Origin of the sequence: Streptococcus sp. C150, assembly GCF_000187445.1 — a bacterium.
Lineage (GTDB): Bacteria > Bacillota > Bacilli > Lactobacillales > Streptococcaceae > Streptococcus > Streptococcus raffinosi.
This window is the reverse complement of sequence record NZ_GL698449.1, coordinates 324,614-349,077: the sequence shown is the minus strand read 5'-3', so window position 1 is coordinate 349,077 and position 24,464 is coordinate 324,614. Positions and strand designations below refer to the sequence as shown.

The 24,464-nt window shown below is 39.3% G+C and carries 28 protein-coding genes and 1 CRISPR repeat array; of the genes, 5 read left to right on the top strand and 23 right to left on the bottom strand.

Translation table 11 applies throughout. The annotated features are described in order from the left end of the window. Positions 1 to 96: 96 nt before the first annotated feature. The 3 genes from HMPREF0848_RS01705 to HMPREF0848_RS01695 form a co-directional block, all read right to left on the bottom strand. A complete protein-coding gene (locus tag HMPREF0848_RS01705) occupies positions 97 to 360 on the bottom strand; it encodes a PspC domain-containing protein (RefSeq protein WP_008534213.1) in 264 nt (87 codons plus the stop codon). Between the two features lie 65 nt (positions 361 to 425). Next, complete coding sequence (locus HMPREF0848_RS01700) at positions 426 to 866, bottom strand: SprT family protein (protein ID WP_008534212.1); 441 nt, start codon at positions 864 to 866, stop codon at positions 426 to 428. Further along, positions 853 to 2,985, bottom strand: a complete 2,133-nt coding sequence (locus HMPREF0848_RS01695; protein ID WP_008534210.1) for a Tex family protein — start codon at positions 2,983 to 2,985, stop codon at positions 853 to 855. Before HMPREF0848_RS01695 ends, HMPREF0848_RS01700 begins: the two co-directional genes overlap by 14 nt. A gap of 227 nt (positions 2,986 to 3,212) precedes the next feature. Between HMPREF0848_RS01695 and HMPREF0848_RS10900 the strand changes: the two genes are divergently transcribed. From HMPREF0848_RS10900 to HMPREF0848_RS01685, 3 genes are read left to right on the top strand one after another with little or no spacing between them, the layout of a single operon-like run. Continuing rightward, on the top strand, positions 3,213 to 3,344 hold the full coding sequence (locus tag HMPREF0848_RS10900) for an SPJ_0845 family protein (RefSeq protein ID WP_002885949.1): 132 nt from the start codon (positions 3,213 to 3,215) through the stop codon (positions 3,342 to 3,344). Positions 3,345 to 3,349: 5 nt separating this feature from the next. Next, positions 3,350 to 4,252, top strand: coding sequence for a permease (locus tag HMPREF0848_RS01690; protein ID WP_008534209.1), 903 nt, complete (start codon positions 3,350 to 3,352; stop codon positions 4,250 to 4,252). Beyond that, on the top strand, positions 4,252 to 5,067 hold the full coding sequence (locus HMPREF0848_RS01685; RefSeq protein WP_008534208.1) for a TIGR03943 family putative permease subunit: 816 nt from the start codon (positions 4,252 to 4,254) through the stop codon (positions 5,065 to 5,067). Before HMPREF0848_RS01690 ends, HMPREF0848_RS01685 begins: the two co-directional genes overlap by 1 nt. Positions 5,068 to 5,108: 41 nt before the next feature. Further along, a CRISPR array of direct repeats spans positions 5,109 to 5,936; the repeat unit is 36 nt; unit sequence GTTGTACAGTTACTTAAATCTTGAGAGTACAAAAAC. 63 nt (positions 5,937 to 5,999) lie between these two features. Here HMPREF0848_RS01685 and csn2-St read toward each other — a convergent pair. The 10 genes from csn2-St to HMPREF0848_RS01635 all read right to left on the bottom strand — a co-directional run bounded on the left by csn2-St (position 6,000) and on the right by HMPREF0848_RS01635 (position 15,161). After that, positions 6,000 to 7,052: a CRISPR-associated protein Csn2-St gene (gene csn2-St, locus HMPREF0848_RS01680; RefSeq protein ID WP_008534206.1), complete on the bottom strand. Its 1,053-nt coding sequence runs from the start codon at positions 7,050 to 7,052 to the stop codon at positions 6,000 to 6,002. After that, complete coding sequence (gene cas2 / locus HMPREF0848_RS01675) at positions 7,049 to 7,372, bottom strand: CRISPR-associated endonuclease Cas2 (protein ID WP_002888953.1); 324 nt, start codon at positions 7,370 to 7,372, stop codon at positions 7,049 to 7,051. Before cas2 ends, csn2-St begins: the two co-directional genes overlap by 4 nt. Position 7,373: 1 nt before the next feature. Beyond that, positions 7,374 to 8,285, bottom strand: a complete 912-nt coding sequence (gene cas1, locus HMPREF0848_RS01670; RefSeq protein WP_008534205.1) for a type II CRISPR-associated endonuclease Cas1 — start codon at positions 8,283 to 8,285, stop codon at positions 7,374 to 7,376. 176 nt (positions 8,286 to 8,461) lie between these two features. Next, complete coding sequence (gene cas9 / locus HMPREF0848_RS01665) at positions 8,462 to 11,881, bottom strand: type II CRISPR RNA-guided endonuclease Cas9 (protein ID WP_008534204.1); 3,420 nt, start codon at positions 11,879 to 11,881, stop codon at positions 8,462 to 8,464. 253 nt (positions 11,882 to 12,134) lie between these two features. Continuing rightward, the gene (locus HMPREF0848_RS01660) at positions 12,135 to 12,749 is read right to left on the bottom strand and encodes a hypothetical protein (protein WP_008534203.1); all 615 of its coding nucleotides are present in this window, start codon (positions 12,747 to 12,749) and stop codon (positions 12,135 to 12,137) included. A 211-nt stretch (positions 12,750 to 12,960) separates the two neighbouring features. Beyond that, positions 12,961 to 13,551: a CPBP family intramembrane glutamic endopeptidase gene (locus HMPREF0848_RS01655; protein WP_008534202.1), complete on the bottom strand. Its 591-nt coding sequence runs from the start codon at positions 13,549 to 13,551 to the stop codon at positions 12,961 to 12,963. Between the two features lie 101 nt (positions 13,552 to 13,652). Continuing rightward, complete coding sequence (locus tag HMPREF0848_RS01650) at positions 13,653 to 14,015, bottom strand: hypothetical protein (RefSeq protein ID WP_008534201.1); 363 nt, start codon at positions 14,013 to 14,015, stop codon at positions 13,653 to 13,655. A 4-nt stretch (positions 14,016 to 14,019) separates the two neighbouring features. Further along, positions 14,020 to 14,397 (bottom strand): hypothetical protein, encoded by a 378-nt coding sequence (locus HMPREF0848_RS01645; RefSeq protein WP_008534199.1) that lies wholly within the window; start codon positions 14,395 to 14,397, stop codon positions 14,020 to 14,022. A 12-nt stretch (positions 14,398 to 14,409) separates the two neighbouring features. After that, entirely contained in the window at positions 14,410 to 14,772 is a 363-nt protein-coding gene (locus tag HMPREF0848_RS01640; RefSeq protein WP_008534197.1) for a TIGR02328 family protein, read from the bottom strand. Next, on the bottom strand, positions 14,769 to 15,161 hold the full coding sequence (locus HMPREF0848_RS01635; protein WP_008534196.1) for a YbgA family protein: 393 nt from the start codon (positions 15,159 to 15,161) through the stop codon (positions 14,769 to 14,771). Before HMPREF0848_RS01635 ends, HMPREF0848_RS01640 begins: the two co-directional genes overlap by 4 nt. Positions 15,162 to 15,347: 186 nt before the next feature. Here HMPREF0848_RS01635 and HMPREF0848_RS01630 point away from each other — a divergent pair, with 186 nt between their 5' ends. Both HMPREF0848_RS01630 and HMPREF0848_RS01625 read left to right on the top strand, forming a co-directional pair. Further along, entirely contained in the window at positions 15,348 to 15,767 is a 420-nt protein-coding gene (locus HMPREF0848_RS01630) for an SP_0198 family lipoprotein (RefSeq protein WP_037608772.1), read from the top strand. Between the two features lie 104 nt (positions 15,768 to 15,871). Beyond that, entirely contained in the window at positions 15,872 to 16,069 is a 198-nt protein-coding gene (locus HMPREF0848_RS01625) for a hypothetical protein (protein ID WP_008534194.1), read from the top strand. 257 nt (positions 16,070 to 16,326) lie between these two features. On the opposite strand, the gene HMPREF0848_RS01620 is transcribed toward HMPREF0848_RS01625, so the two are convergent. The 10 genes from HMPREF0848_RS01620 to HMPREF0848_RS01575 all read right to left on the bottom strand — a co-directional run bounded on the left by HMPREF0848_RS01620 (position 16,327) and on the right by HMPREF0848_RS01575 (position 24,354). Next, positions 16,327 to 17,076 carry a CPBP family glutamic-type intramembrane protease gene (locus HMPREF0848_RS01620; RefSeq protein WP_037608771.1) on the bottom strand — a complete coding sequence of 250 codons (750 nt, stop codon included), beginning with the start codon at positions 17,074 to 17,076 and terminating at the stop codon, positions 16,327 to 16,329. A 96-nt stretch (positions 17,077 to 17,172) separates the two neighbouring features. Then, entirely contained in the window at positions 17,173 to 17,484 is a 312-nt protein-coding gene (locus HMPREF0848_RS01615) for a hypothetical protein (RefSeq protein ID WP_008534192.1), read from the bottom strand. Positions 17,485 to 17,698: 214 nt separating this feature from the next. Then, complete coding sequence (locus tag HMPREF0848_RS01610; protein ID WP_037608769.1) at positions 17,699 to 18,388, bottom strand: alpha/beta hydrolase-fold protein; 690 nt, start codon at positions 18,386 to 18,388, stop codon at positions 17,699 to 17,701. Continuing rightward, entirely contained in the window at positions 18,369 to 19,385 is a 1,017-nt protein-coding gene (locus tag HMPREF0848_RS01605) for an ABC transporter substrate-binding protein (RefSeq protein ID WP_008534189.1), read from the bottom strand. Before HMPREF0848_RS01605 ends, HMPREF0848_RS01610 begins: the two co-directional genes overlap by 20 nt. Positions 19,386 to 19,405: 20 nt before the next feature. Continuing rightward, positions 19,406 to 20,161: an ABC transporter ATP-binding protein gene (locus tag HMPREF0848_RS01600; protein ID WP_008534188.1), complete on the bottom strand. Its 756-nt coding sequence runs from the start codon at positions 20,159 to 20,161 to the stop codon at positions 19,406 to 19,408. Positions 20,162 to 20,164: 3 nt separating this feature from the next. Next, positions 20,165 to 21,208: a FecCD family ABC transporter permease gene (locus HMPREF0848_RS01595; RefSeq protein WP_037608767.1), complete on the bottom strand. Its 1,044-nt coding sequence runs from the start codon at positions 21,206 to 21,208 to the stop codon at positions 20,165 to 20,167. A gap of 168 nt (positions 21,209 to 21,376) precedes the next feature. After that, entirely contained in the window at positions 21,377 to 22,126 is a 750-nt protein-coding gene (locus HMPREF0848_RS01590) for a CPBP family intramembrane glutamic endopeptidase (protein WP_008534184.1), read from the bottom strand. 71 nt (positions 22,127 to 22,197) lie between these two features. Next, entirely contained in the window at positions 22,198 to 22,971 is a 774-nt protein-coding gene (locus tag HMPREF0848_RS01585) for a zeta toxin family protein (RefSeq protein ID WP_008534182.1), read from the bottom strand. Then, entirely contained in the window at positions 22,971 to 23,447 is a 477-nt protein-coding gene (gene pezA, locus HMPREF0848_RS01580) for a type II toxin-antitoxin system antitoxin PezA (RefSeq protein WP_021152102.1), read from the bottom strand. Before pezA ends, HMPREF0848_RS01585 begins: the two co-directional genes overlap by 1 nt. A 67-nt stretch (positions 23,448 to 23,514) precedes the next feature. After that, positions 23,515 to 24,354, bottom strand: a complete 840-nt coding sequence (locus HMPREF0848_RS01575) for a DUF4300 family protein (RefSeq protein WP_008534179.1) — start codon at positions 24,352 to 24,354, stop codon at positions 23,515 to 23,517. Positions 24,355 to 24,464 lie beyond the last annotated feature (110 nt).

Sequence of the window (24,464 nt, the reverse complement as noted above, 5' to 3'; positions counted from 1 at the left end):
AACATAAAAAGGCTTTCAATGCGGCCTTCAAACCAAAAAAGACCTATGATAGGCACCAAAGTCCTAGCACAGGCCACTTTATTTTAACTATAAATTTTACCAGTTCCACTCATCTTCAACGGGTTCGGCATTTTTGCGCTTGCGTCCATCTTTGAGTTTGATTTCAGGATAAATATCTTCTTTATAAGGGAGAAGAAAAGCTAAAATCATATACAAAACGATGCCAAACTGAGTCGATATCATGAGAATAACAGCCAAGACACGAGCCAAGGCCAAATCCCAGCCGAACTTGTCTGCCAAACCTGCAACAACACCGGTAACTAGTCTATTTTTTCGTGTCTTATAAAAACGATTTGACATGGTTTTTTTCTCCCATCACTTCTTTGATTTAATTATATGATTTTTTTAGACTAAAAAAATCAGCCCTAGGACTGATTTAGAAAAATGAGCCTACCTCGGCATAGACCGCAGCCAAATTTCTGTGTATTGACACGGCGTTTGCGACGGTAAGTATGACCACAAGATTGACACTGATAGACATAATATGTTTCATTCTGACCTTGCATCTTGGGTGCATATCTAAGGCCATCAACCTTAGCTAGTAACTCCTTAAAATCTCTATCTCCATGCTTGTAGCCCTTCTTTTGAAAATAAAGGTGGTAATGACAGAGTTCGTGACGAACGATTTTTCGAAAGGTTTCAAGGCCGTGTTCCTCATAAAGTTTTGAGTTGAAATCTAAGTGGCCATCCTTGGGAAAAAATCGCCCTCCAGTAGTCTGGAGGCGCTTGTTCCACAAGGCCTGATGCTTAAATTCCCAGCCGAAATCTTCAATAGAAACGGTCTTGACATAATCAGTTAGATTCACGTGGATTCACCAAGGAAAGATTAAGCTTTTCATGTTCCAGATCAATTTTTGACACCCAGACAGTAACCAAGTCTCCGACAGAAACGACTTGACTTGGATGGTTAACAAAGTTCTTGCTCATCTCAGAAATGTGGATAAGGCCATCCTCATGGACACCGATATCCACAAAGGCACCAAAATCCACGACATTACGCACTGTTCCTTCGAGTTTTTGTCCCACAGACAAGTCTTTGAGTTCAAGAACATCTTGACGAAGCACCGGTGCTTCAAAATCGTCACGGAGGTCACGACCTGGTTTCAAAAGGTCAGCAATGATATCTTTAAGGGTTTCCTGACCAAGCCCTAGCTCTTCTGCTGTTTCTTTAAGAGTGAGGGCCTTCAATTTTGCCTTGGCAGAGTCGTCCAAATTTGTGATATCCAACTGCTTAAAGAGGGCTTTCACTGCTGGATAAGACTCTGGGTGGACTCCCGTATTATCCAAGATATTTTTAGCGTTTGGAATACGAAGGAAGCCGGCTGCCTGTTCAAATGCTTTAGCACCAAGACGTGGGACCTTTTTGATTTCAGCACGGGATGTAATCGCACCATTTTCCTCACGGTAGGCGACGATATTTTCAGAGATGGTCTTGTTAAGTCCTGAGACGTGTGACAAGAGGGTACTACTTGCCGTATTGACATTAACACCGACTTGGTTAACCACGGTATCAACGACGAAATCAAGATTTTCAGAGAGTTTCTTCTGACTAACATCATGCTGGTATTGGCCTACTCCAATTGATTTAGGGTCAATCTTAACCAGCTCAGCCAATGGGTCTTGGAGACGACGGGCGATAGAAATGGCCGAACGTTTTTCAACCGTCAAATCTGGAAACTCATGACGGGCCAACTCTGACGCAGAATAGACAGAAGCACCACTTTCATTGACAATAACATAAGAAGTCTCTGGGAAATCCTTGAGGACTTCTGCCACAAAGGCTTCACTTTCTCGGCTGGCTGTTCCATTACCGATAGCAATAATCTCAATGGCATGCTTTTTAATGAGGTCAGCCAAGTCTTTCTTAGCTTGGGCAATCTTAGCCTGACTAGCTGGAGCTACTGGATAAATAACTTGCGTCGTAATGAGTTTTCCTGTTTGGTCAACCACGGCCAACTTAGCTCCTGTACGGAAGGCTGGGTCAAAACCAAGCACCATCTTGCCTTTCAGTGGTGACACTAGAAGAAGGTTTCGAAGATTGTCAGAGAAGAGATTAATAGCTCCATCTTCTGCGGCTTCAGTCAACTCACTACGGATACGGCGCTCCATGGCTGGAATGATTTTCTTCTTGAGAGATTGGTTGATGACTTCCTCGATATAATCATTTTTTTGTTTGAAACGGGCACTGTAGAAACGGTGCATTTTCTCAAGATTATGCTTAAAGGCTACCTTGATAACGACCAGTTTTTCACCACGGTTAAGGGCCAAAGTACGGTAACCTTGGAGCTTAGACACCTTATCCTCGAAATCGTAGTAAATCTTGAAGATTTCTTTTTCATCCAGAGATTGATCCTTGAGGGTCGATGTGATGTCACTATTTTTCCAGATTTCATTGTAGGTCCAAGAACGAAGACTATTGTCCTCAGAAAAGGCCTCAACTAAAATATCCACAGCACCCACAAGTGCCTTGTCAGCCGTTGGAAAGGCCTCAGATGTTAGCTTTTCAGCTTCAGCTTGGAGGTTGGGACTATTTTGCAAGATAAGACGAGCCAACGGAAAAAGACCTGCTTCACGGGCAATGGTTGCCTTGGTACGGCGTTTTTCTTTATAGGGAAGGTAGAGTTCTTCCACATCCGCCAATTTTTCAGCGGCTTCGATGGCTGCTCTGAGTTGGTCGGTCAATTTGCCCTGAGCCTCAATCTTGGCCAGAACCGTTTCCTTGCGGTCCAAAAGAGCCGTCAAAGACTTGTCCATATCAATAATGGCCTTGATTTGCGTTTCATCAAGATTGCCTGTTTTTTCCTTACGGTAACGGGCAATAAAGGGAATGGTATTGCCTTCTGCAGTCAATTCCAAAACGGTTTCAACTTGTTGTTTTTTCAGGCCCAATTCCTGAGCCAATGTTTCAAAAATACGATTTTCCATAAACTCTATTATACCACGATAGGAGATTTGCTTGGGGAGAAAACCTTGTAGCTGAAGCGAGAATTTTTAAGCAAGAGGTAGTATAATAGAAGGGTAAACATATTGTTAGGGCTATTTCTTGCGGAAAATAGATGCATCTTCCTAGAAGCAGAGCTTCTTCGTCTGATGCCCTAATTTTCTCTTAGAAATAACGCCCTTAGTATCTTATTTAAACTCGGAGGCTTTTTATGGCAGTTATTCAGAAAAAAACAAATGAACTTGAAAGCATGATGGCATCTTTTGCGGCTATCCCTGATTTTGAAAAGGCGGGAACGGATCCTAAGAAGGACAAACGTCTTCAAGAAGATAAGAAGAAATAGAATTTATGGCTATTTTCCATCAACTACCAGATAGCGTTTTGCAGCTTCTGGCAGTTTTTCTATCTATTATTATTGAAGCCTTGCCCTTTGTCTTGTTGGGAAGTATCCTATCAGGCTTTATCGAAATCTTTGTGACGCCTGAGAAGGTCCAAAACTTCTTACCCGAAAACAAGGTCTTGGCAATTCTCTTTGGGACTCTGGTTGGTTTCATCTTTCCCTCATGTGAATGTGGGATTGTTCCTATTATCACGCGCTTTCTAGAGAAAAAAGTGCCTAGTTATACGGCCATTCCGTTTATGGCAACGGCTCCTATCATTAATCCAGTCGTTCTCTTTGCGACCTACACGGCCTTTGGGAACTCTTGGTACTACGTCCTTTTACGCTTTATCGGAGCTTTCTTGGTCGCCATGATTTTGGGGATCTTGCTTGGCTTCGTGGTGGATGACCAGATTCTCAAGGATAATCGCAAGGTCAATCATGTTCATGATTATAGTGGCTTGTCAGCTGGTAAGAAAATCTTTCAGGCCTTGGTTCATGCGGTGGATGAATTTTTCGACACTGGGCGTTACCTGATTTTCGGGAGCCTGGTGGCCGCAAGTATGCAGACCTACCTACCAACCCGCATCCTAACAAGCATCGGGCACAATTCGGTGACGGCCATCCTCATCATGATGCTTTTAGCCTTTATCCTCTCGCTTTGTTCGGAAGCGGATGCCTTTATCGGAGCTTCGCTACTCTCTAGTTTTGGAGTGGCTCCAACGGTGGCCTTCCTCATTATCGGGCCTATGGTTGACATAAAGAACCTCATAATGATGAAACACCAGTTTAAGACACGCTTTGTTGGACTCTTTGTGGGAACAGCGGGTCTGGTGACAGTGATTTACTGTTTGGTATTGGGGGTGATTTAATGTTACGTTTTCTTATCTTGTCTGGGTATTTTGAGCTGGTCATGTACCTGCAAGTTTCTGGCAAGCTTAACCAGTACATTAATATCCACTACTCCTACTTGGCTTACATTTCTATGATTCTTTCCTTTATACTTGCGGTGGTTCAACTCATTGTTTGGATGAAGCAGATGAAGGTTCACTCGCATCTGTCTGGCCGAGTAGCTAAGGTAGCCAGTATCGCCTTCTTGGCCTTTCCAGTCCTCACTGGCCTTTTGGTGCCAACCGTAACACTGGATGCAACTACTGTCTCAGCAAAAGGCTATCATTTTCCACTGGCGGCAGGAAGTAATCCTAATCAGGCCGACCAAGAGGGAACGACCATTCAGTACTTGAAGCCTGACACCAGTTCCTACTTCACCTCCTCAGCTTATGAGAAAGAAATGACCAAGGAACTCGCCAAGTATAAGGGACGTGAGACCATCCACATTACCACGGAAAATTACATGGAAGTCATGGAGCTCATCTACCTCTATCCTGACGATTTCGTAGGTAAGAAGGTCAACTATACAGGCTTTGTCTACAATGACCCACAAACCAAGGGCTATCAGTTTATCTTCCGTTTCGGTATCATCCACTGTATCGCCGACTCAGGCGTTTACGGATTGGCAACGACCGGAAGCAATCAAACCTTTAAGGATAATGCCTGGGTAACAGTCACAGGTACCATTTCTGTGAATTACTATAAAAATCTCAAACAGACCCTTCCTATCCTTAACCTGACTGAGGTTAAAGAGGTCAGTCAGCCCGACAATCCTTATGTTTATCGCGTATTTTAAAAAGCCAAGTTCAGTTGAACTGGCTTTTTAAGTTGAATCAAACTGTACAGTTACTTAAATCTTGAGAGTACAAAAACTACCTCATAGCCAAGCTGGTGCATGTTGACGTTGTACAGTTACTTAAATCTTGAGAGTACAAAAACAATCTCGATAATTGACACCATCTTGCTCCAGTTGTACAGTTACTTAAATCTTGAGAGTACAAAAACACATGAACTCATCATACGTCGTATTGATGAGTTGTACAGTTACTTAAATCTTGAGAGTACAAAAACACTCTATCCAGAATCAATCCCAGAGGATTGGTTGTACAGTTACTTAAATCTTGAGAGTACAAAAACGACATTCTTAACAGTCAAGGTCAGAAAGAGGTTGTACAGTTACTTAAATCTTGAGAGTACAAAAACTGTAGTATTTGCCTGTTGGTACTACTTCCTGTTGTACAGTTACTTAAATCTTGAGAGTACAAAAACACTCGCTGATACGTTGAGCACGCTCTTGCTGTTGTACAGTTACTTAAATCTTGAGAGTACAAAAACACATAAACTCGTCATAAGTGGTGTTGATGAGTTGTACAGTTACTTAAATCTTGAGAGTACAAAAACGACAGACTCGACAACATGTCTAAGAATCTTGTTGTACAGTTACTTAAATCTTGAGAGTACAAAAACTCTTGAGCTGACTAGCCATGTTTGAAGTGGGTTGTACAGTTACTTAAATCTTGAGAGTACAAAAACTCGCTTTTTTGAGCTTCATTTTCTTATCCAGTTGTACAGTTACTTAAATCTTGAGAGTACAAAAACATAAGCCTAAAGACATTACAGAAGGTCAAAGTTGTACAGTTACTTAAATCTTGAGAGTACAAAAACCTCAAATGAAATTTTGATGTTTTTATACCCACATAGTGATTATAAAATCAATCACTGTCCTTGTCAATTCTTATTTTCTAAAAATTTATGTAATAGCTCCTCATCAGATGTTTGAGAATATCTTATACGGTAATTAAAATGAAACAACTGATTTAAGATATTCAAAATTACTGAATCAACAAGTGAGAGACTAAGTTGTCTCAGCATTTTTGCCAATAAATAAGGCGTCACAGTCTCCAAGGACATCCTAAAATCATCTCTCGTTGGAAAATTATTACTTGGATAATGTTTCTTTACCCTTTCATACATAAACTCAATATCATACAGATGTTCTACCTGATCAGATAAAATATTGACGAACCTACTATTTTCCTCATCAATCTTTAAATAGCCTTGGTCACTAGGAAACAAAACAAAGGTCAGGTTTGGATATTTTTTGACTAGCTGACCAATTTGCTTAAAAAAACCATCATAAGATTCCTCTGAGATAAAGCTATCAATATTTTTTAGCACAATAAGATATTTCTCTGTTGTTTGTGACAGAAGACGGTCTAACATTTCTAAAAAGAGGGATAGTTTATCGGTATTTGTGACCCATTCAAAAGATAAATTCTTGTTCTTAATGGCAAAAAATGGACTAAAATTTTTTGAAATTAGTTGGTCTAGTGTCAGAGGACGATTCTCTAAATGGTATTCCACCTTACCACAGTTTAAGTTTATATGCTGATTCATCGCTCCTTCTATAAGCTCAACTTGTTCATTAATTTTCTCCAAATGGTCTACAATATCAACCTGATTGACAATTTTACTAAGATAACCCTGAGCAAGTGTTCCTTTCTTGTATTCCATCTGCTCCAGTAAATCCTTAAAACTTGAAATGTCGATATAGTGATAACTACTTCGTTTCACTATTTCTCCAGTCTCATCAAGTATAGTAGGCTCCTCATAATCAAAAATACTTAAGTCCTCACTTGAGTATTTTTTTCCACCAAAATACCAGCTCAAAATCTGCCAAATATAATATTTGAGTTCTTTATTCTGACCAACAATTTGTGTTACTGCACCAATATTCAATTCAATACGTTCTTTGTAAGGATGTTGTACAAAAAATTTCATATAACCACCAACTTATTATCACTGACGATTTCTTCTTGCTTAGTTTTGCCACCTATGATTAATGTCATTTCTGAAAATTGCTTTTCAGTAACCGCCAAAAGTCTCACATTTCCAGCAGGTAGATTGCTCATCTTTAACTTCTTATAAAATTTATTTGCAAAGCTTCTATTAGGACAAGTGCGATAATAGACCGAAAATTGTAACATTTCAAATCCATTTGAAATTAATTCTTTACGAAAATTACGATAAACTCTTTTTTCATCCTTGGATTCCATTGGCAAATCAAAAAAACATAATAATCTCAACGCTTCATACCTCATCTTATTTTCTCCACTCTAAACTTGATATCACTGGACAGTAGAATTTACTACTATCCTTTTCCGAAATGTATTTGATAAATCCTTTAACATATTTGTCCATAGCAACTGTCACTGAGCATGTCTCTTTGCCATATTTGATTTTAGCATTGAGTAAATCTGTCAATCCCAACCTATACTCATACTTAAGGAATTCTTGATCTCGTAGATTATCATAAACCCAAACATCTACAATCTGTCTAAATGGCTCCATCAAGTCATCAACCAAATTAAACTGATTGTATTCATTTTTATGGAAGATTCCTAGTAGACCATTTAAACCATAACCCGCTACTATTCTAGCCATCTGAGCCCTCATGATAGCATAGCCATAGTTTAAGCCGGCATTGATGACATCAGCTTCTTGCTGGGTTACTCTGACAAATTGTTTACCAAAGAGTTCATTAAAGTAGACCTTAGCAGCATGTCCCTCTCTATTGGTTCTATCACCAGGTTCTATCTGTTCTTTATAGTCTGAAAGTAGTCTAATGTTATCCAGACTTTTTTCAAACATAGCTAGGACGTCCTCTTGGTTATTGATTTTATAGTAAGTCACAATCTGCCATGCCTTATCCTTTTGCTTCTGAGACCAGTCCATCTGTTCTTTCAAGCGCTTATAAGCTCTAAAGTGCCCATTTTGAGAGTGGTAAATCCCTGTTGGTAAATGTTCGTTATCACAAACAACTAAAGCAATATTATATTTACTCAGGGCACTTAATAGACGAAGGGTAACAACTGTATCCCCACCTTCAGCAACTATTATTGAAATATCACTAAGTGGCACCGTAAACTCTTGGCCCATCTTTTGCACTAACAAGTTATCAAGTTTTAAGCGCATCTTCTCACTTTGACTGACATGTACAACTCTCCAAGTCATTTCTTCTCCTTTTTAAATAACGAAAACACCCTGCCATAAAATGACAGGGTGTTGATTTCGGCATGAAGCCTTATCTTTGTAGCTTCTGCAAGATTTAAGTAACTGTGTAAGGCGTCCCTTACACGATTATTATAGTATATGATAACTATAATTGCAACACTTTTTAACAATCAATATTAAAAATCTAGCTTAGGCTTATCACCCTCATTTTTGATGATATGCTGATTTCCTAGGACATCTGTTCTTACTTTGTAAATAGAAAGATTTTCTATCTGCATATTCTTTTGCAATCGATTAGAAGAAGGAGGTACCTTTCCTAATACCTTAAGTTCTTCTCCTTTCTCGAATCTTGTTTTTTCATAAGGTTTTAATTCTAATTTATGCTTTTCAAAACTTTTTGGATTATCCTTTCCAGTACGAGACCAAAATCTAAAGATTTGTTGACGATTTGTTTCAGTATCCTTAATTAAAATTAAATCATTCTTATACAGTGTAAACTTAAATTCTGAATTCTTACCAATTCCTTCTTTCTCTCTTATTTTATTATACTTAACTTTTGAAATACCGTAAGAACCTCCTTTTTCGAAACACAAATCTGCATACTTTAATCCTAAGAATTCATATTTTCTTGTTTCTGTATTGTAGTATACATCTGTTCTCCAAGGATTCAAAGATAGTAAAGCTACAGGATTTTTACTTTCTGAGGGAGTTATATCAACAAATCTTCCTAGGAGATTATCGTAGTATTTAAGACTCTTGATTTCTGGGCCATTGCCTTTTCGACTATACTTGCGAATAGGTCCATTTTCAATTCTATATTTTTCAAAAGGATTAAAATCAACCTCTTTTCCATTTTTGTCCTTTTCTTTAAATGGTCGATATTGTTCCAATATCTTCTCTATTACTTCATCCCAAGTTCTTCTATCCTTCTGATACATTAAGAATTGGGATTTATCCTTTTTGTATAAATCTAAAAACTTATAAAATCCCGTTTTAGAAGGAGTTTTTGTCCCTAAAGCATAGATATCTTTTATTTTCCCCAAAGTATAAGTGTACTCTTTTTTCTCTTTATCTAATTTCGCTTTTCTTGTTGCGTAAATTGTTGCATCAGAAATCTTTCGATTAAACTTAGAATCCACTTGATATGAGAATAAGATACTGTCTTCAAATTCTTTACTCTTCAATGTATCAACAAAATGTTGATAAGGGGCTTTGAATACCGATTCCTTGTACTCATCGTCACTAATAAGTTCACCTGTTTCAATATCAAGTAGTTGATCTTCTGAATAACTTACAAGGGTATTCTTTTGTTTCTTCCACAAATTCAACTGACTTGAAGCAGCAATAATCAATGCATCGACAGCATGGTGATGATAGGTATCACGAGTCTTCTCAATTCCCCAATGGCGTCTCAATTGAGATGTGAATTGCCCACGAACCACGGAAACTTTTGTATCAATCTTGTGAGTTCTAAAGTGTTCTTGAAGGGCATTGAGAACAACTCTTGAAGCGTATCTTGTATCCACAAGGTTGCGTTCAATAAATTTCTTTCGAACATCAAATTTTGAAATATCCTCTTCTGTAAGAAGGTATTCTTTTTTCTTGTTTGAAAGTGCTTTTGATTCACGTACAAAAGCTTTTAATTCACGGAAAGACCATGCGTCATCCATACTATCTAAAGCCTGATAAGGTGTTCGTTGTCCTTTTTCTTGGTTAGCTGTTGCATAAACCAAAACCTTATTAGCAAGGCTATCATCAAAGGTGATAGAAAGAGGTAAAATATGATCTATTTCAAACTGATTAGGATTATTTATCAAATCATGGATTGAAATCGTCTTACCAGTATAAAGGCAACGTTCTCCTTGCTGATGCCAAAGGCGGATTTTAGTCGCTAATTGCTTATGACCATGGAAAACGCTATGTGGTAATTCAGCCTTTCCATTATATTGGTTGGCAGCCTTACGCATTGCTGCATCCTTTTCAGCCTTATTAGCTTTTTGAATCTTTTGAATAGCTTTCTTTTCGTCATCTTCATTCGTTTCTCGAGCCATTTCGATGACAATATTATCAAAGTCTCCATATTTTTTAATTGCTGCATTTACAATTTTAATAGCTTGACGAACAGACTTAGCAACAACAGGATTGTAGATTTCTTCCGTTAGTTGTTTTTCATCAATGTATTTTGTTTTATTTGAAGACGAAGTTGTTTTTTGTTTTCCTAGTCGTGTCAAGATAGTCATTTGTTCTTCTGACGTCGCATATAATTCTGGGATTAACTCCATCATCAGCTTAACAGAAAAACTATGCCAGCCTTTTCCAAAAATGGAACTATTTGCTTTGCGGAATTGCACCAATTCGTCAACTTGTTCCTGACTAAAAGTACCATCAGCAAACTCATGATCTAAGGCTTCTTGGATACCTTCCCTCTCAGTGTTTAATGTTAAGACATAAGCTAACTTATCAAGTTCCTCTCTTGCCATTTTCTTAACATCAAGGGTTTCAAGTGTCTTCATTTTTCGATAGGCTTCAAAAGTATGGATCTCAGCCTTATCTGATTTGTCGATACGGTATCCCTTGATATCTGCAACATCACAAGAAAGTAGCTTAGCGATATATTTAAAGAGTTTCGCTGGACCCATTGCCTTTTCATTTTTGACATAGGTAATGATTTGATATTTCTGTTCTTCACTCAACTTCTTGGTTTCTGTTGGGACTGTCAAATTGTTCAAATCATTTAGCAAATTGAATTCTTGAGCCGTGTAAGATGCTTTTGCTGCTCTATACTCTTCCGGATAAAATGTACATTTCCCAATTAAGATTCCAAAAATATTATTTAAGGTTATGTACTGACCTTGAGCATCTTTCTTAGTAGTATACTTTCCATAATCAGTCCGTGACTTTTCATTTCCAGGTCCGTGATAATATTTACGTTTTCCAGTTAATATTTCGAGATAGCTATTAATAAATTCATCTGTAATCTGTGGATTAAATTCTTGCTGTGTTTGCAGTATTCGCAGTGCTTCTGCATGATAAGCTGATGTTGGAAAGACATTAATTAAGCGATGTTTTCTTCCATCCTCCTCCACTGTAAAATCACCACGTAATTGACCATATTTTTGGTAGCGTTCTAATTGAATCTGACCCGGCGTTTTTGTCTCTAATTGTTTACTGTTTTCCTTAACAATTTGTGCATAGTCTCCTACTGATGAATTTCCGTCATCACTGGCATCATCCAGATAACTAATCCCACGGTGCTTCACCATATTTTTAAGAGCGATGAACAATTCTTCATTTGATAATTCAGCAGTCAACCCCTTAACTCGTAATTGATACGGGTTAAGGTTAATTGAGACCTTGGTGAAATCTGTGATTAAGCCACTCTCCTCAAATAAATGATTTAAACGAACTCTACGATGTTTTTTACGTCGTGTTAATCGTCTTCCTTGACGATTCGTTCTACGTTCTAGATTATTCTCAGCTTGAGCAGCTGGAAAAATGCGGGAATTTTTATGGATAATTTCTCCTGTAACTTTATTAAGGATACCTACACCAACAGAACCTATACCGATATCAAGTCCTAAAACTAAATCACTCATTTAGTATTCTCCTTATGCTTTTTTCTAAAATTTTACAATAATATCTGAAAAATTACAACTGTATTTGTAAACGCTATAATCTATGTTTTAAAAAGCCAAATCAATTTCATTTTTAGCTAAAAAACTGTATTCATTTCATTCCGAAACCTAGGGAGAATACAAGTACTATTCCCTTTGACATCTTTGCGCATGCAAAAAACCAAGTCAGCTTGGACTTGGTCTTGGGTTTCATTTTTGAACAAATGGTTGTAAATTACCAACTGGTTGGCAAGGAAATTGGAATGTTGAGTTTGACTTTCATCTTACCGTTAGCAACTGAGGCTTGGTCAATCTCGTAGCCGATGTCAGGGAGTTTAAGCTGAATCTGATCGTTAACCATGCGAATACCACTATTAGATTGAGCGATGCTCTTCTTGAGGTAAGGTAGAACCAGTGATTTAGGGACTGGAAGGCGACCTATGTGAGCACCTGCTAAGTCTAGTAGGATGACTTCCTTGTTAGTACTAACTGTAAAATCAAGGCTAAATGTTGATCCGACTGGGCCAATGGAAACCGGTACCTTGACTGTCAGATAGGAATCTCCCATATCTACGGTGCTATTTTGTAGTGTCTCGTCCTTAGAATCCGAAAGGCTTGCTTTAAGCACCTGACGCAGTTGGTTACTATCGAGATTAATTTCGGTAGAAAGACCGCCTGATGATAGGGACGCCCCTCCAATACCTGCTTTAGCTAGGTCAGCTAAAGTCGTTTGTGTTGATACATTTTTTAATTGGTCTTGACTGTCAATCTTGTCCGGAATGAGAAGGGCCGCCACTGCAATAAAGAGCACAATGACGAGGACAATGAGTCGTTTAAACCATTTCCACATAGGAAATACCTCGTTTCAAATTTTCACTTTTGAGGTCTATTGTACTGTAATAAGGGGAAAAAAGCGAGTAAGAACTGGAAATTCTCTCATATTTTCTTAATGCTCAAGCTAGTCTTCACAGTCTAAGAGAAATAAAAGTGATGAGCAGTATCAGATAATCATCTGCTCTCATAGGCTCATCCCTACTCCTCTAAAGGAGTGATATCGCTAATCAGAGACCTGCAGCAGTATTTGCAAAAGCGTGGATAAAGACACTTGGAAGAATAGAGCCACCTGCTTTTTTCTCATTGATAGCACCAAAGACGTAAGCTATGAGACTGATAAAGGCAAAAATCATTACAGATTTTAAGAAGCCTATTAGTTGGATAAACATAAGCGCATGAATCAGACCAAATAATAATGACTGGATGAGATTTGCTCCTAGAAATCCTAGTTTTCCTTGCAATCTTTTCAAAAGAAAACCTCTAAAAAAGATTTCTTCTGGTAAGGCAGTGCCTAAGATAGCGTAAGCTAGGATGGCAGGGAGAGCTCCGATTCCCTTTCCAGAAAAATCTGCTGTAGCTGTTTTGCTAGGGTCAAACCAACTAAAAAGCACTACCGAAAAAAGAAGGAAAACTAGGGCCATACCTAAGATAATTTGGAGTAGCTGACTGATATTTTTTGTCTGAACCTTCTTTAAACCAATCCAGTCAAAGAAGCCGACCTTTTTCCTCCTCCAAATCAACCAAGTCATAAAAGGAATGAAAGAGACGATGATCAGTTCCAAAATACCGTTCACCAGTTTAGACATAAACAAGTTCATGACTTTGTTCTCCTTTTCGAGGCAAAAGACAACTTTGACCTTTAAAAATAGATACCTTGCACCTTGATTATACTACTTTTAGGGTAAGAAAGAGCTCTTTCTTACCAGTCTTGCCAGGTTTCTTTGGCACGAATCACACGGTCCTGCTTATACTCGATATGGTAAACACGCCAGCCACCAATCCAATCGTCGGCAAGCTTGTACTCAACACTTCCTTGAACATCATCCCCCTGGCCCAAAAGCTTCTCCACTTCTTTTCGCGCCATTCCTTCAAGTTGATACTGGCGTTGAAAACTCCACATCAACTTGCGACGCATGGAATCTGGGGTATGGGCCCATTTTTCGGGAGTAAATACCCGGTCGCGAGGGACAATGATTGCAACATGAACGAGGCAAATGATTTCAATGATTAGCCACAAGGCTTTTCGTCGTCTGCGTCTGCTTTCTAGAGTAAGGTATGCCATCAGACTACCTTACCTTCTCTTGCTCCCAATGCTCATCAATCTCGACGGTATGCTCCTTAGCAAAATGGTAGATTATATCTCTAGCCAGGTCTTGAGACACACGAGCCACATTAGTCATATCAGTGTCTAAGTCTTCTGTGTCGTGCTCTAAGCGATACTGGCCATTCTCGTACTCTACAAAGATGAAACGAGGGGACTCTTTACCGCCATAGGTGAAATAAAGGCTTTCGTAGGATACAGGAAGTTGCACAAGAGCATCCCAGATGTCACTTTCACTTGGGCCTGCAATCGTATCGTAGTTCACCTCATCTGCTGTCGAAATACGCATGACTAGACCTTCTGATTTCTTCCTAAGAACCGTTAACCAATAAAATAAATCCATCTCTCTTCTCCTTTAAATGATGATGCCTTTTTGCTTCAGATTATCCAGACATTCCTGTAAATAGACAGCATTATGCTTTGGATAAATAATAGGCGGTAATTTTTCCTCTTCAAGCCTGTCGTAGGCTGGCAGTTGTTTTCCTCGATACTCTTTTTCAAACCACTCGGAGCTGACACGATAGCCCCGTTCTGTCATTTCTTGCATAATGAGCTCATGGTATTTAAACAAGCGATACGGTGAATAGTCAAAAACATAATTGACCGTAGCATGTTTACGTTGCCATCCCTTGCCACGAAGGGCACAACATTCTCGGTGTTGCCCTAATAATTGCTGACGGGGTAGTTTTGAAATCAGATCTTGATGCCATAGTCTCATTTGCTACCTCCATTAATCAGAGTTGACTCCTCAAGATAGCGATTAGGGTACTTTGTGAGGAGCTCTCTGACGGATGTCACCAAATGGAGCTGGGAAATACGACCTGCCGCATAGCTATCCAATTGGGCCATAAACATCTCCTTCTCACTGGCAGTTGCTTTTTTCTTAAAATAGCCCCAGATATGTTGGAAGGCATTAACGACCTGACCTGGATTTTCAGGAAGGTCCAGGGCTTGATCAATGTAGGCCTGAACCTGATCCAAACGAACCTCATCTTGCTTTAGATAGGTACGGATTTCTAGGTAAATCTTGTTGGAATGGCTGAGCACCAGATATTTATTTGCTGCCCAAAGTCGCTCGCACTGGCGGCGGGGATTGCTTGTTGTCATTAGAGACCTTCCTTTATTGCTTTCTTAACAGTATAGCATAGTTTAAATGGGGAGCATAGACCATCCTCCTAATCCGTATCGGTTTAACTTTCAAAAATAGTCCAAACATTTTCAGAAAGGAGATTTTGCTTGGTTCGTTTGAAAACGTTTCCTATACTTGAGTTATCAAAGAAAGGAGACAAGCCTATGACATTGTCTAAAAAACTCACACTTTCTCTTGCCTCTATGGCAGTTCTTGGTCTTTTAGCAGCCTGCTCAAACCAGAAGGCTCAAACACCTGAAAGCTCTGCAAGCACCCAACAAAGTTCAAGTAAGGTTTCATCTTCACAAAGTTCTGAAGCTACCAAACAGACTGAAGGGCTAGATGGCACCTATAAGGGAACTGATGAAAATGATCGTATTACTCTTACCATCTCTGAAAATACTGGGACTTGGGAGGAGGACGAAGCAGAGGGCGAGAAGGAAAGCAAGTCTGTAACAGTCAACCCTGACAATCAAAGTCTAACGATTGGGGATGATATCAAATACTATAAACTTGATGGGAATCAGCTAACTATTGAAGATGATGGCCACGATCCTAACGATACCCTTATATTGAAAAAATAATATGAAAACCCTTAGCTACAATCTTTCTGGATTTAGCTAAGAGTTCTTCATTTTTATGCTATACTATAAGCGTAAAGAAAGCGAATACAAGTAGGAGGTTGACGATGGATCAAAGAAAACTATGGGTGATGCTCTTTGCGGTATCCATTATGGTGACTCTTATTGGGTTGGGATTTTCTGTATATAACTATTTTGTCTTTGATAAGCCTTTTATGACTCCCACTACAAAAGGGTTACTAGCTGCATTTTTCCTGTGTGCGGCAATGGTTGCCATTAGTCTATCCAAATTAAGTAAGAAGTAAAGATATGAAAGAGGTATAAGTTTGAAGACTTATACCTCTTTTGATACCACATTATTTAATCTTGTGTTTGTTCATCTTTTCTTCAAAGATGCCTGTCATGAGTTTACGCAACTCTTCTCCTTCTTTTTCAGCCTTTTGATGATGAAATGTATCCTTGACCAAACGAGTCACCTCCTAAAAATGAAACTGTGTCATTATATCAACAGATAGGAAAGAAAAACTCCCACCGAAATTCAGTGGGAGGTTCAACTCTATTTCTATGATTTTCGTACCGCCACCAGCCAAGAGGCTAGTAGGATTTCGAAAATAACCAGAAGGATAATCTGAGTAAGAGAGCTCTGAACCAGCATAAGGACAGCCAAACTATCGATCAGCATATGGGCAAGGATACAAGGAACAGCTCCTTTCGAGTACTCTTTGAGAGCTCCAAATAGAAAAGTATTTCCTAAAATCATCAGGTAAAAAATAAGATAGTTGGAGGAACCTGCTGTAATCCAAGGGAGTTGATAGATAGGGATATGCCAGAGGAACCAGACAATGGAAAGAACCATCATTTTAGTTATAAAGTGCTTACTAAAGTAAAGATGTTCTTGTAAAAACCAACGCCAACCTACTTCTTCCAGCCCCCCATATAAAAAGGTCCAGGGAAAATATAGTAAGAAGGCCAAGAGGGTGTTACCAGTAAAGCTAACATTCCTGAGAAAGAATGAGATTCCATAGTAGATGACTGGAATGAAGAGAGCTAGAATCCAGGACAGAGGACTTTCTTTTTGAAGAAAGACCTTTTTGAAGAATTCACCCAAGGATTTGACTTCACTCAACACAAGAGAAAATACAGCCGCCATAATCAGGGGAATTACGTTCATTAGGATAAACAGTAGTGAGGCACCCAGACTACTCCTGTCTGGGAAACACCATAGGATAACTTGCCCTACTATATATGTAGCAAAGAGGGCGGTCAGTGCATACCAGATAGCGACTGATTGTTTTGAAATAAATTTGCTCATTTTTTCTCCGTAACGGGATGGTAAAATTGACAGTATCTCTTTTTTATGGAAGGTTAATTCGTAATTGTAGAAATAAACACATTGTCTTTAAAAATCTTATTTAATCTTGTGTTTGTTCATCTTTTCTTCAAAGATGTCTGTCATAATCTTACGTAACTCTTCTTTCTCTTTTTCAGGAAGGCCACCTTGGCGCTTAGCCACTGCATAAAGTTCAGGATATTGCTTGGCTACACGCTCGACTGTCTTAGTCGTCGCATGCCCTCTGACAAAGAAAGGAATACGTTTAATCCATTCTTGCGGTACCAAGTCAAGCAACTTCTTAGCCGCTTCCTTATCAGAAATCTCAGCTGTACTCAAGCCTTTCTCGATTTGCTTTTGTTCTTGTTCTGTAAAATCTTTTAATTCCATAACTTGCTCCTCTTTATCTTTATATAGTAAATTTTACACCCATGCATGAGAATATACAACTGATTGGGACTGATGGGACAAGTTATAAAAAACTAAATCAAAATTAATATACACTGTCTCCTCAAAAATCAACTATTCAAACTAGAGCTATAAAAAAAGATAACCTCATAAAATGAAGTTATCTCTTTCCTACTCAATCACCAATAGCAGCATTTCAGAGTTTCCACTCTTCAATCAACCAGTCTGAAAAAGCATCATATCTTTCTTGGAGATGGTCATGATGACCGTAGGGGTCAAATGCTGAATAAGTAGACAAGCACTGTTTTTTGATAAGTTCATGCACTTCTTTGGCATAACTCGGAGCTTTGGCCAGTCTATTCTTATGATTAGTCCCCTCGGTCAAACCGTTACATAAATAGACCGAGCAAGTCTTATTAAGAAGCTGATGGGCTTTGCAGTAATCTACAAAATTTGGATACCAGAAGGATCCACAAATGGAGAAGATCAAAGGCATCTTATCACTGCTATAAAGACTGTGGATAGCAGCCAAGCCACCTAGTGAGTAGCCTCCGTAAGCCATACGACTGTCATCCAGTCGACACTCCTCTTGGATGCTATTTAAAATATGGCCAAATAGATGGTCATGATAGCTGGCTAGATTCCCACCAAAATCAGGACTTTCAGGTCTCAAAGCCTGAGCATACCAAGGTGTAAAATCATCCAAGCGATGCTTGGGCTCAAGGCCTATCAGGATAACAGAATTCGCTAGTTTTCCCAGATAATCCAGTTGACCATCGTTCAGAAAAACAGCTGGATAAGTCTTAGTAGCATCATAAGACCCAGGAAGGGCAATCGTCACTCGAATGCCATGGCAGACAAAGTCTTTATTTATTAACAAAGTCATTAACCTTCTCAAGAGAATCAATCACAGATGGACCGTAATCCATAAGCTCATCATAAGAAATAGTCATTATTTTCTTGTTTTTAACAGCTGGAACATTTTCAAGAACAGCGTTCTTTTCCATCTTGTCCTTAGCATCCTTGTCCATAGCCTTATTACGGTCACTGGTTACATAGATAATCAATTCTGGTTCCATTGACACAAGATTTTCCAGAGTCAAATCTGATGTTCCTGTCGCAACATTGGTATAACCAAGCTGATTGAGCATACTTTCTTGAAGGGCAGATTTGTAAGTTCCAAAGGTCTCATCGTTGTAGGCACACATAATAAGAGCTTTTTTCAAGTCTTTGTCAGAAGACTTGTTTTTCTTTTTAACGGCGTCGATACGCTTTTGGAGTTGTCCTGCATACTTGTCTGCCTTGTCTTGAACGTTGAAAATGTCACCAATATTTTTAACATCTTCGATAATATTATTCAAATCTTGTTTGGTTGTTGAAACAGAAGCTTTTTGCGTATAGACGGGAATGTCGTTGCTGTTCCACGTGCTGATGGTTCCCATTGATTTGTCTGAGAACATCATGTTACGACCAATAAGGGCATCAGGTCCGTAAGCCAAGATGGCTTCTTGAGAGATGGTCTTTTTATCACCGATATGTGGGATTGAGGCAATGTCTTCCTTATATTTATCGGTTACTTCATTGTCAGGGTTAAGCATACCGACAATCTTGTCTTTTAAACCAAGCTCAATCAAGATTTCCGTTGATGAAAGGTTGTTTGTGATAACCTTTTCTGGTGCCTTTTTGAAGACTTGATCTAACTCTGTTCCCTTATCGTCATAAGTCTTGACGGTCAAGGGATACTGGGTTTCTGAGTTGGTCTTTTTCACCGTTTCTTTTGCTGATGATGACGATGATGTGCTGTTTTTATATGTAGAACTGCATGCTGTCAATGTGAGGACTGCTGCAGCGATTAATGCGATACCAAAAGTTTTCTTGTTCATAAGGCCTTCCTTTCCTAGGCTTATAAATACTGAATCATTGCCTGTTGGTCATCCGTCCAGGTAATACGACTCTGAACATCATAAACCGCCTGCAAGGATTGTGGGGTTACGGCATCCCTTGGGACACCTTGGGCAACAATCTCACCTCCTTTCATTAAGTAAATATAATCTGAAAAACGACAGGCCAATTGAATATCGTGGAGAACTGCGAGAACATTAATGTCGAGTTCCTTGACCAAGGCCAACATCTCCAACTGATACTTAATATCCAAATGGTTGGTAGGCTCATCCAATAAAAGGAGTTTGGGTTCCTGAGCCAAAGCACGCGCTAGGATAACTCTTTGTTTTTCACCACCTGATAAAGACGAATAATAGCGTGCCTTCTTTTCAGACATGCCAACCTTGTCTAGGGCATCCTGGACGAGCAAGTGGTCCCGCTCCGATTCTTTTTGTAGAAAGGAAAGGTGGGGCGTTCGGCCAAGCATGACAATTTCTTCCACCGTGCAATCAAATTGAAGGGTGTTAAACTGTGTCACAACGGCCATTTCTTTTGCAGTTTCCTTTAGGCTTACCTGATCTAGGCTTTTTCCATCCAGTAAAATCTGACCACTATCTGGTTTCAACTGGCGATAAATGGTTTTTAGCAAGGTTGATTTCCCACTCCCATTTGGTCCTAGTATGGTCTGGAATTGTCCGCCCTCGACTTTTAGGGAGACTCCATTTAGGATTTTTTTCTCTCCAATCGAATAATGAATATCCTTACACTTTACATCCATAAGTCAAACCACCTTCCTACGATTTTTAGTCACAATATAAATAAAGAAAGGTGCGCCAACCAAGGCTGTAAAGATACCGATAGGTAACTCTGCATTTTTAACGAGGATTCTAGCCAATACATCTGCCCAAACCACAAACAAGGAACCTAGGAGAGTTGCCACTGGAAAAAGCTTACGATAGTTAGTTCCGACTAAACTTCTAGCAATATGAGGGGTAATCAAGCCGACAAAGCCGATAATTCCACAGCTAGCAACCAAGACGGCCGTTATAACCGCAACGATGGCGATGTAAAGATACCAATAGAGTTTAAGGGGAATCCCTAAAGTCAAAGCTGCTTCATCTCCCATCATCATGGCATTAAAAACACGATACTGTGTTGAGAAAAAGAGAAAGGCCAAACCAACCACTACCGCTGGGAGCAGCAAGTCTGACCAAGATGTTCCTGTCAATGAACCCATGGTCCAAAACTTAATTGTCATGACACTGTCTGCTGTCGCTCCAATAGAGATGATAAAATTGGCAAAGGCAATAAAGAGAGCATTAACAACCGTTCCAGATAAAATCAGGCCAGAGGTGGTCACTCTCCCCTGCATAGAGGCAATAATTAGGACAAGAACCGTCGCTAAGATAGCACCCACAAAGGCACCCAAGCCTACCACAGCTTTAAGGCCTAAAATGATGGCCAAGGTTGCTCCAAAAGTTGCTCCTGCCGAGATGCCTAAAATGTAGGGCTCAGCAATAGGATTATTAACGGTTGACTGCATGACACTCCCAGACATGGAAAGGCCTGCACCAACTATTAACCCTAGGAGAACCCTCGGCACTCGCATATTCCAAACAATGGCTTCAAGTGGCTTAGCTATGCTATGACTGGCAATGGGAAGCCCCAATTTACTGAGGATGACACCATAGGTATCACCTATATCTATAGTGACCGCTCCTAAAGACACTGCTACAAAAACTGACGCTACTAGCAAAAGCAGAAGCAAACAGAGCAGGCTTAGGTAACGGGAAAAAACAAGGTGTTTTGTTATTTTAAAAGGCATTAGCACCTCCTTTCCACCTGTAATGTCAGAAAATTTCGACAATACATTTTTAGTATAACATGTCTCAAAAAGAAGGGCAAGGTCATTTTAGTATTACATAGAAAAAAGAGCAGTCTTGAACTACTCTTAAGATTTATAAGTCTCTGATAAGATTGATACCAAACCAGCTTAGGATTTAGCTTTCTCCATACTGCTACTAGCTATTCTCATGGCAAGAAGGATTATCAACACCTTAATCACAAGGGATAGCCATACGCTCTCAGCTGATGACAGTTGCGATAAAGCATTGATCAACGCATGTGTCATCACACACAGCCAAAGACTTCTGGTCTTTGTATAAATGGCTGATAAGATGAAACAATTGCTGAATAAGCCAAGCAAAAATGGTAGCAAATTAACCATTGCGAGAGAACCGTCAATGTAAAAATAGAACAAATGCCACAGTGACCAGGCTACAAATGTACAAAGCGTAGACACTAGATAGGGCAACTTTTCTTGCAAAGTAGGCTGGAAAAAATAACGCCAACCGATTTCTTCGATACCACCAAAGACGAGGGCTTTTACAAATAAAATTATGGGGAGATACCAAGTTGGAATAATCATTTTCCCACTCAAAACCAATGGTAAAAAATCCAATCCTATAAAAATGAGGACTAAGAGATAGTTAAGAGGAGCTTGTTTGACTTGAAAAAAATCTCTGACAAGCTGTTTAAAACTAGAATGATGATAGCGGATGCTAACATAGCCTCCCCAAATGGCTGAGGACACCCCACCTAACATCAGGGTAAAGAGGCCAATTGGAGTCCCATAATCAACCCTAACTTCTCCTGCTCTTAGTAACCAAACAAGAAGACTGACTAATAAGATTTGTCCAAGGGTGCCCGCCAGATAAAACGACAAAGCTTGTTTTCTATTCATATCTTGATACCTTCTCCTTTTTCTTGGCAGTTCAGGTTGTTAATAGGATGTAGGAAATAAATAATGCTAACTCATTTTTTAGAATTTTTTTCAACGAGTTCTTTCAGTCTTTCTTTTTCCTGGATAAGCATAGACTTCTCAATAGGTGACCACTCACCAAATAATTTTTCGCGAAGAACTGACGATGCTGTTCCCTCATCCTCCAAGGAATTATAAATACATCTTCTATCTCGTTGGTAAATCTGGATGTATTCAAAAATACTACTAGTTTCTAGCTCTTGAAGATTTTCCACTAAACGGTCTACAATCGCATCATGATACGCCTTAGGTGTCGCTCTCGCTTGACTTGGTTCCAAAGCATAAAGTTCTTCATAACGAATCTTAGTACTAAGATAAGAGAGTTCGGGTTTTGTTGCTATCAAGGCAAGTGCTACTTGGTATCCCCTAGAACTCAACAATTGGGCTGTTTTTTTAGGAATATCTACAGTTCTCAATGTACCCTCAATCAGAAGGTGGTACCCCAATTTGCTCAGTTCTTCTATCAAAGCTTCAACTAACTTTCCAGCAAAAGTCTTCGTGTAGTTAACACTTTCCTTGCCGTACTTTTCCTGCAATTCAAGATAGTTAGGATGCAAAGAGCGAAAGCTGTCTCCATCAATAATGATGATGTTGCCTTTAAATTCTCTTTGTTTAATACGATGAATGGTTGTCTTTCCGGCACCACTTTGACCACCTAACAAAAAGGCTTTTGGATGCTTCGAGTTGGTTTTTCCACGTGTCAATGAACGCATTGTCCTTTTTAAAGCTCCTTGAAAGTCTACGTCTCTGTAGTTGGCTAATGTCATTAGGCCACCACCTGTTGACTCGCTAGCCTTAACATACGTTCGATACCGTCCATATAACCACTATAACGTTCAACTTCGTCAAAACTTTCAATTAAGTAAATCTTAGTATTAATCAAGTCAGATAAATCGTCACTCATAAGAATCCATGGATTCGTTTCATCATCAAAGGCAATTCCTTGATTATCTTGATAGCGATAAAGCTGTGATAAAATACCGGCTCCACGTTCTTTCAACACTTCAATCTTCGTGGTCAACTGGTAGTCTTCAACCGGTGTGAGCATCTTCTCTTCTCCTACAAGATCAACATAAGAAACATTCAATGTCTGACAAATACGGTCCAACAATTCTGTTGAAATAGCACTTGTTCCATTTTCATACCGACTAAGACTATTGCGTGAAATACCAAGTAAGTTAGCTAATTCAGGCTGTGTCAACTGTTTGTACTTTCGTACAGCTTTAATATTTTCTCCAATCATCATGTCCTCCTTTACTTTAATATTATTATAACATAAAAACGCACCAAATTTGGTGCGTAATGTTAACCTAGTCCATATCTACCCATTTGTCATTGTCCATGATAAAGGGTTTGGCTAAACCTGGTCCGGTATAGTCCTTGTACTTGGTTGTCAGATACTTGTAGCAATCTTTTTTGCTGGCAAATTTAATGGCTTGGTAGGGCTCTTCAAAGGTCAACTTTTCAACAAATAAGTACCCATCCGTCGTAGGCACCAAGACGCCGACGTGACCGACAAAAAGGGAATCTCCATCCAAATTATCGTGGACTACAACTGACAGCATGCGTGCCTTGTCATCAAAGGTGAACTGTTTGTAATAATCCTCCATATGCTTGGCGTGAACCTTGACATCTTGCGTAGCTTCAGTCTTGACCCTTGAAAAAAGAATGTCAAAGTTTGCTTGGTCCTTGGCATTAAAGAGCTTGCCCTTGTCAATGGCGTCCTTGTCTTGGAAAAGGAGCTCAGTATCACTCTTGACTTGTGGAATCTTGATTTTGCCTTTCAGTAGCGTGTAGGTGTTGATACGGCAGTTGGTACCGATAAAGTCACCATGCTTGGCTGTCCACAGGCTACTGATTTTTTCCACATCATAGTCCGTTTTGGTAAATGGTGCAAAATCCCCAGAAAGACCTACAGAACCTACGGTGTAATTGTAATCAGTAACGAGATTGATAAAGTTATCTACACTCCCCTTGTCCAAATGTTTCGAGAGAATGGAACGTACCTCATTAAGACTGGCCTTACTATTAAGGTTGGAGTAACTTGGTTTTTCCTCCTTTTTGTGGAGATGTGCAAAAGCTGCTAAACCGACAAGGAATAGGCTAGCTATAGATAAAAGAATTAGCGTCTGTTTTTTTAGATGTTTCATAGGCGCCTCCTTGGCTTCATTATACCAGATTTTGTGGACTACTCCTTCTCAAGATACTTATCCACAAGAAAAAAGCCTTGTTGCCAAGACTTTAGACTGAAGACAAAGAC

What these genes read in the sequence shown, in the direction of transcription:
- HMPREF0848_RS01705 (WP_008534213.1), bottom strand. Translation starts at nt 360, where the DNA reads ATGTCAAATCGTTTTTATAAGACACGAAAAAATAGACTAGTTACCGGT.
- HMPREF0848_RS01695 (WP_008534210.1), bottom strand. Translation starts at nt 2,985, where the DNA reads ATGGAAAATCGTATTTTTGAAACATTGGCTCAGGAATTGGGCCTGAAA.
- HMPREF0848_RS10900 (WP_002885949.1), top strand. Translation starts at nt 3,213, where the DNA reads ATGGCAGTTATTCAGAAAAAAACAAATGAACTTGAAAGCATGATGGCA.
- HMPREF0848_RS01690 (WP_008534209.1), top strand. Translation starts at nt 3,350, where the DNA reads ATGGCTATTTTCCATCAACTACCAGATAGCGTTTTGCAGCTTCTGGCA.
- HMPREF0848_RS01685 (WP_008534208.1), top strand. Translation starts at nt 4,252, where the DNA reads ATGTTACGTTTTCTTATCTTGTCTGGGTATTTTGAGCTGGTCATGTAC.
- csn2-St (WP_008534206.1), bottom strand. Translation starts at nt 7,052, where the DNA reads ATGAAATTTTTTGTACAACATCCTTACAAAGAACGTATTGAATTGAAT.
- cas2 (WP_002888953.1), bottom strand. Translation starts at nt 7,372, where the DNA reads ATGAGGTATGAAGCGTTGAGATTATTATGTTTTTTTGATTTGCCAATG.
- cas1 (WP_008534205.1), bottom strand. Translation starts at nt 8,285, where the DNA reads ATGACTTGGAGAGTTGTACATGTCAGTCAAAGTGAGAAGATGCGCTTA.
- cas9 (WP_008534204.1), bottom strand. Translation starts at nt 11,881, where the DNA reads ATGAGTGATTTAGTTTTAGGACTTGATATCGGTATAGGTTCTGTTGGT.
- HMPREF0848_RS01660 (WP_008534203.1), bottom strand. Translation starts at nt 12,749, where the DNA reads ATGTGGAAATGGTTTAAACGACTCATTGTCCTCGTCATTGTGCTCTTT.
- HMPREF0848_RS01655 (WP_008534202.1), bottom strand. Translation starts at nt 13,551, where the DNA reads ATGAACTTGTTTATGTCTAAACTGGTGAACGGTATTTTGGAACTGATC.
- HMPREF0848_RS01650 (WP_008534201.1), bottom strand. Translation starts at nt 14,015, where the DNA reads ATGGCATACCTTACTCTAGAAAGCAGACGCAGACGACGAAAAGCCTTG.
- HMPREF0848_RS01645 (WP_008534199.1), bottom strand. Translation starts at nt 14,397, where the DNA reads ATGGATTTATTTTATTGGTTAACGGTTCTTAGGAAGAAATCAGAAGGT.
- HMPREF0848_RS01640 (WP_008534197.1), bottom strand. Translation starts at nt 14,772, where the DNA reads ATGAGACTATGGCATCAAGATCTGATTTCAAAACTACCCCGTCAGCAA.
- HMPREF0848_RS01635 (WP_008534196.1), bottom strand. Translation starts at nt 15,161, where the DNA reads ATGACAACAAGCAATCCCCGCCGCCAGTGCGAGCGACTTTGGGCAGCA.
- HMPREF0848_RS01630 (WP_037608772.1), top strand. Translation starts at nt 15,348, where the DNA reads ATGACATTGTCTAAAAAACTCACACTTTCTCTTGCCTCTATGGCAGTT.
- HMPREF0848_RS01625 (WP_008534194.1), top strand. Translation starts at nt 15,872, where the DNA reads ATGGATCAAAGAAAACTATGGGTGATGCTCTTTGCGGTATCCATTATG.
- HMPREF0848_RS01620 (WP_037608771.1), bottom strand. Translation starts at nt 17,076, where the DNA reads ATGAGCAAATTTATTTCAAAACAATCAGTCGCTATCTGGTATGCACTG.
- HMPREF0848_RS01615 (WP_008534192.1), bottom strand. Translation starts at nt 17,484, where the DNA reads ATGGAATTAAAAGATTTTACAGAACAAGAACAAAAGCAAATCGAGAAA.
- HMPREF0848_RS01610 (WP_037608769.1), bottom strand. Translation starts at nt 18,388, where the DNA reads ATGACTTTGTTAATAAATAAAGACTTTGTCTGCCATGGCATTCGAGTG.
- HMPREF0848_RS01605 (WP_008534189.1), bottom strand. Translation starts at nt 19,385, where the DNA reads ATGAACAAGAAAACTTTTGGTATCGCATTAATCGCTGCAGCAGTCCTC.
- HMPREF0848_RS01600 (WP_008534188.1), bottom strand. Translation starts at nt 20,161, where the DNA reads ATGGATGTAAAGTGTAAGGATATTCATTATTCGATTGGAGAGAAAAAA.
- HMPREF0848_RS01595 (WP_037608767.1), bottom strand. Translation starts at nt 21,208, where the DNA reads ATGCCTTTTAAAATAACAAAACACCTTGTTTTTTCCCGTTACCTAAGC.
- HMPREF0848_RS01590 (WP_008534184.1), bottom strand. Translation starts at nt 22,126, where the DNA reads ATGAATAGAAAACAAGCTTTGTCGTTTTATCTGGCGGGCACCCTTGGA.
- HMPREF0848_RS01585 (WP_008534182.1), bottom strand. Translation starts at nt 22,971, where the DNA reads ATGACATTAGCCAACTACAGAGACGTAGACTTTCAAGGAGCTTTAAAA.
- pezA (WP_021152102.1), bottom strand. Translation starts at nt 23,447, where the DNA reads ATGATTGGAGAAAATATTAAAGCTGTACGAAAGTACAAACAGTTGACA.
- HMPREF0848_RS01575 (WP_008534179.1), bottom strand. Translation starts at nt 24,354, where the DNA reads ATGAAACATCTAAAAAAACAGACGCTAATTCTTTTATCTATAGCTAGC.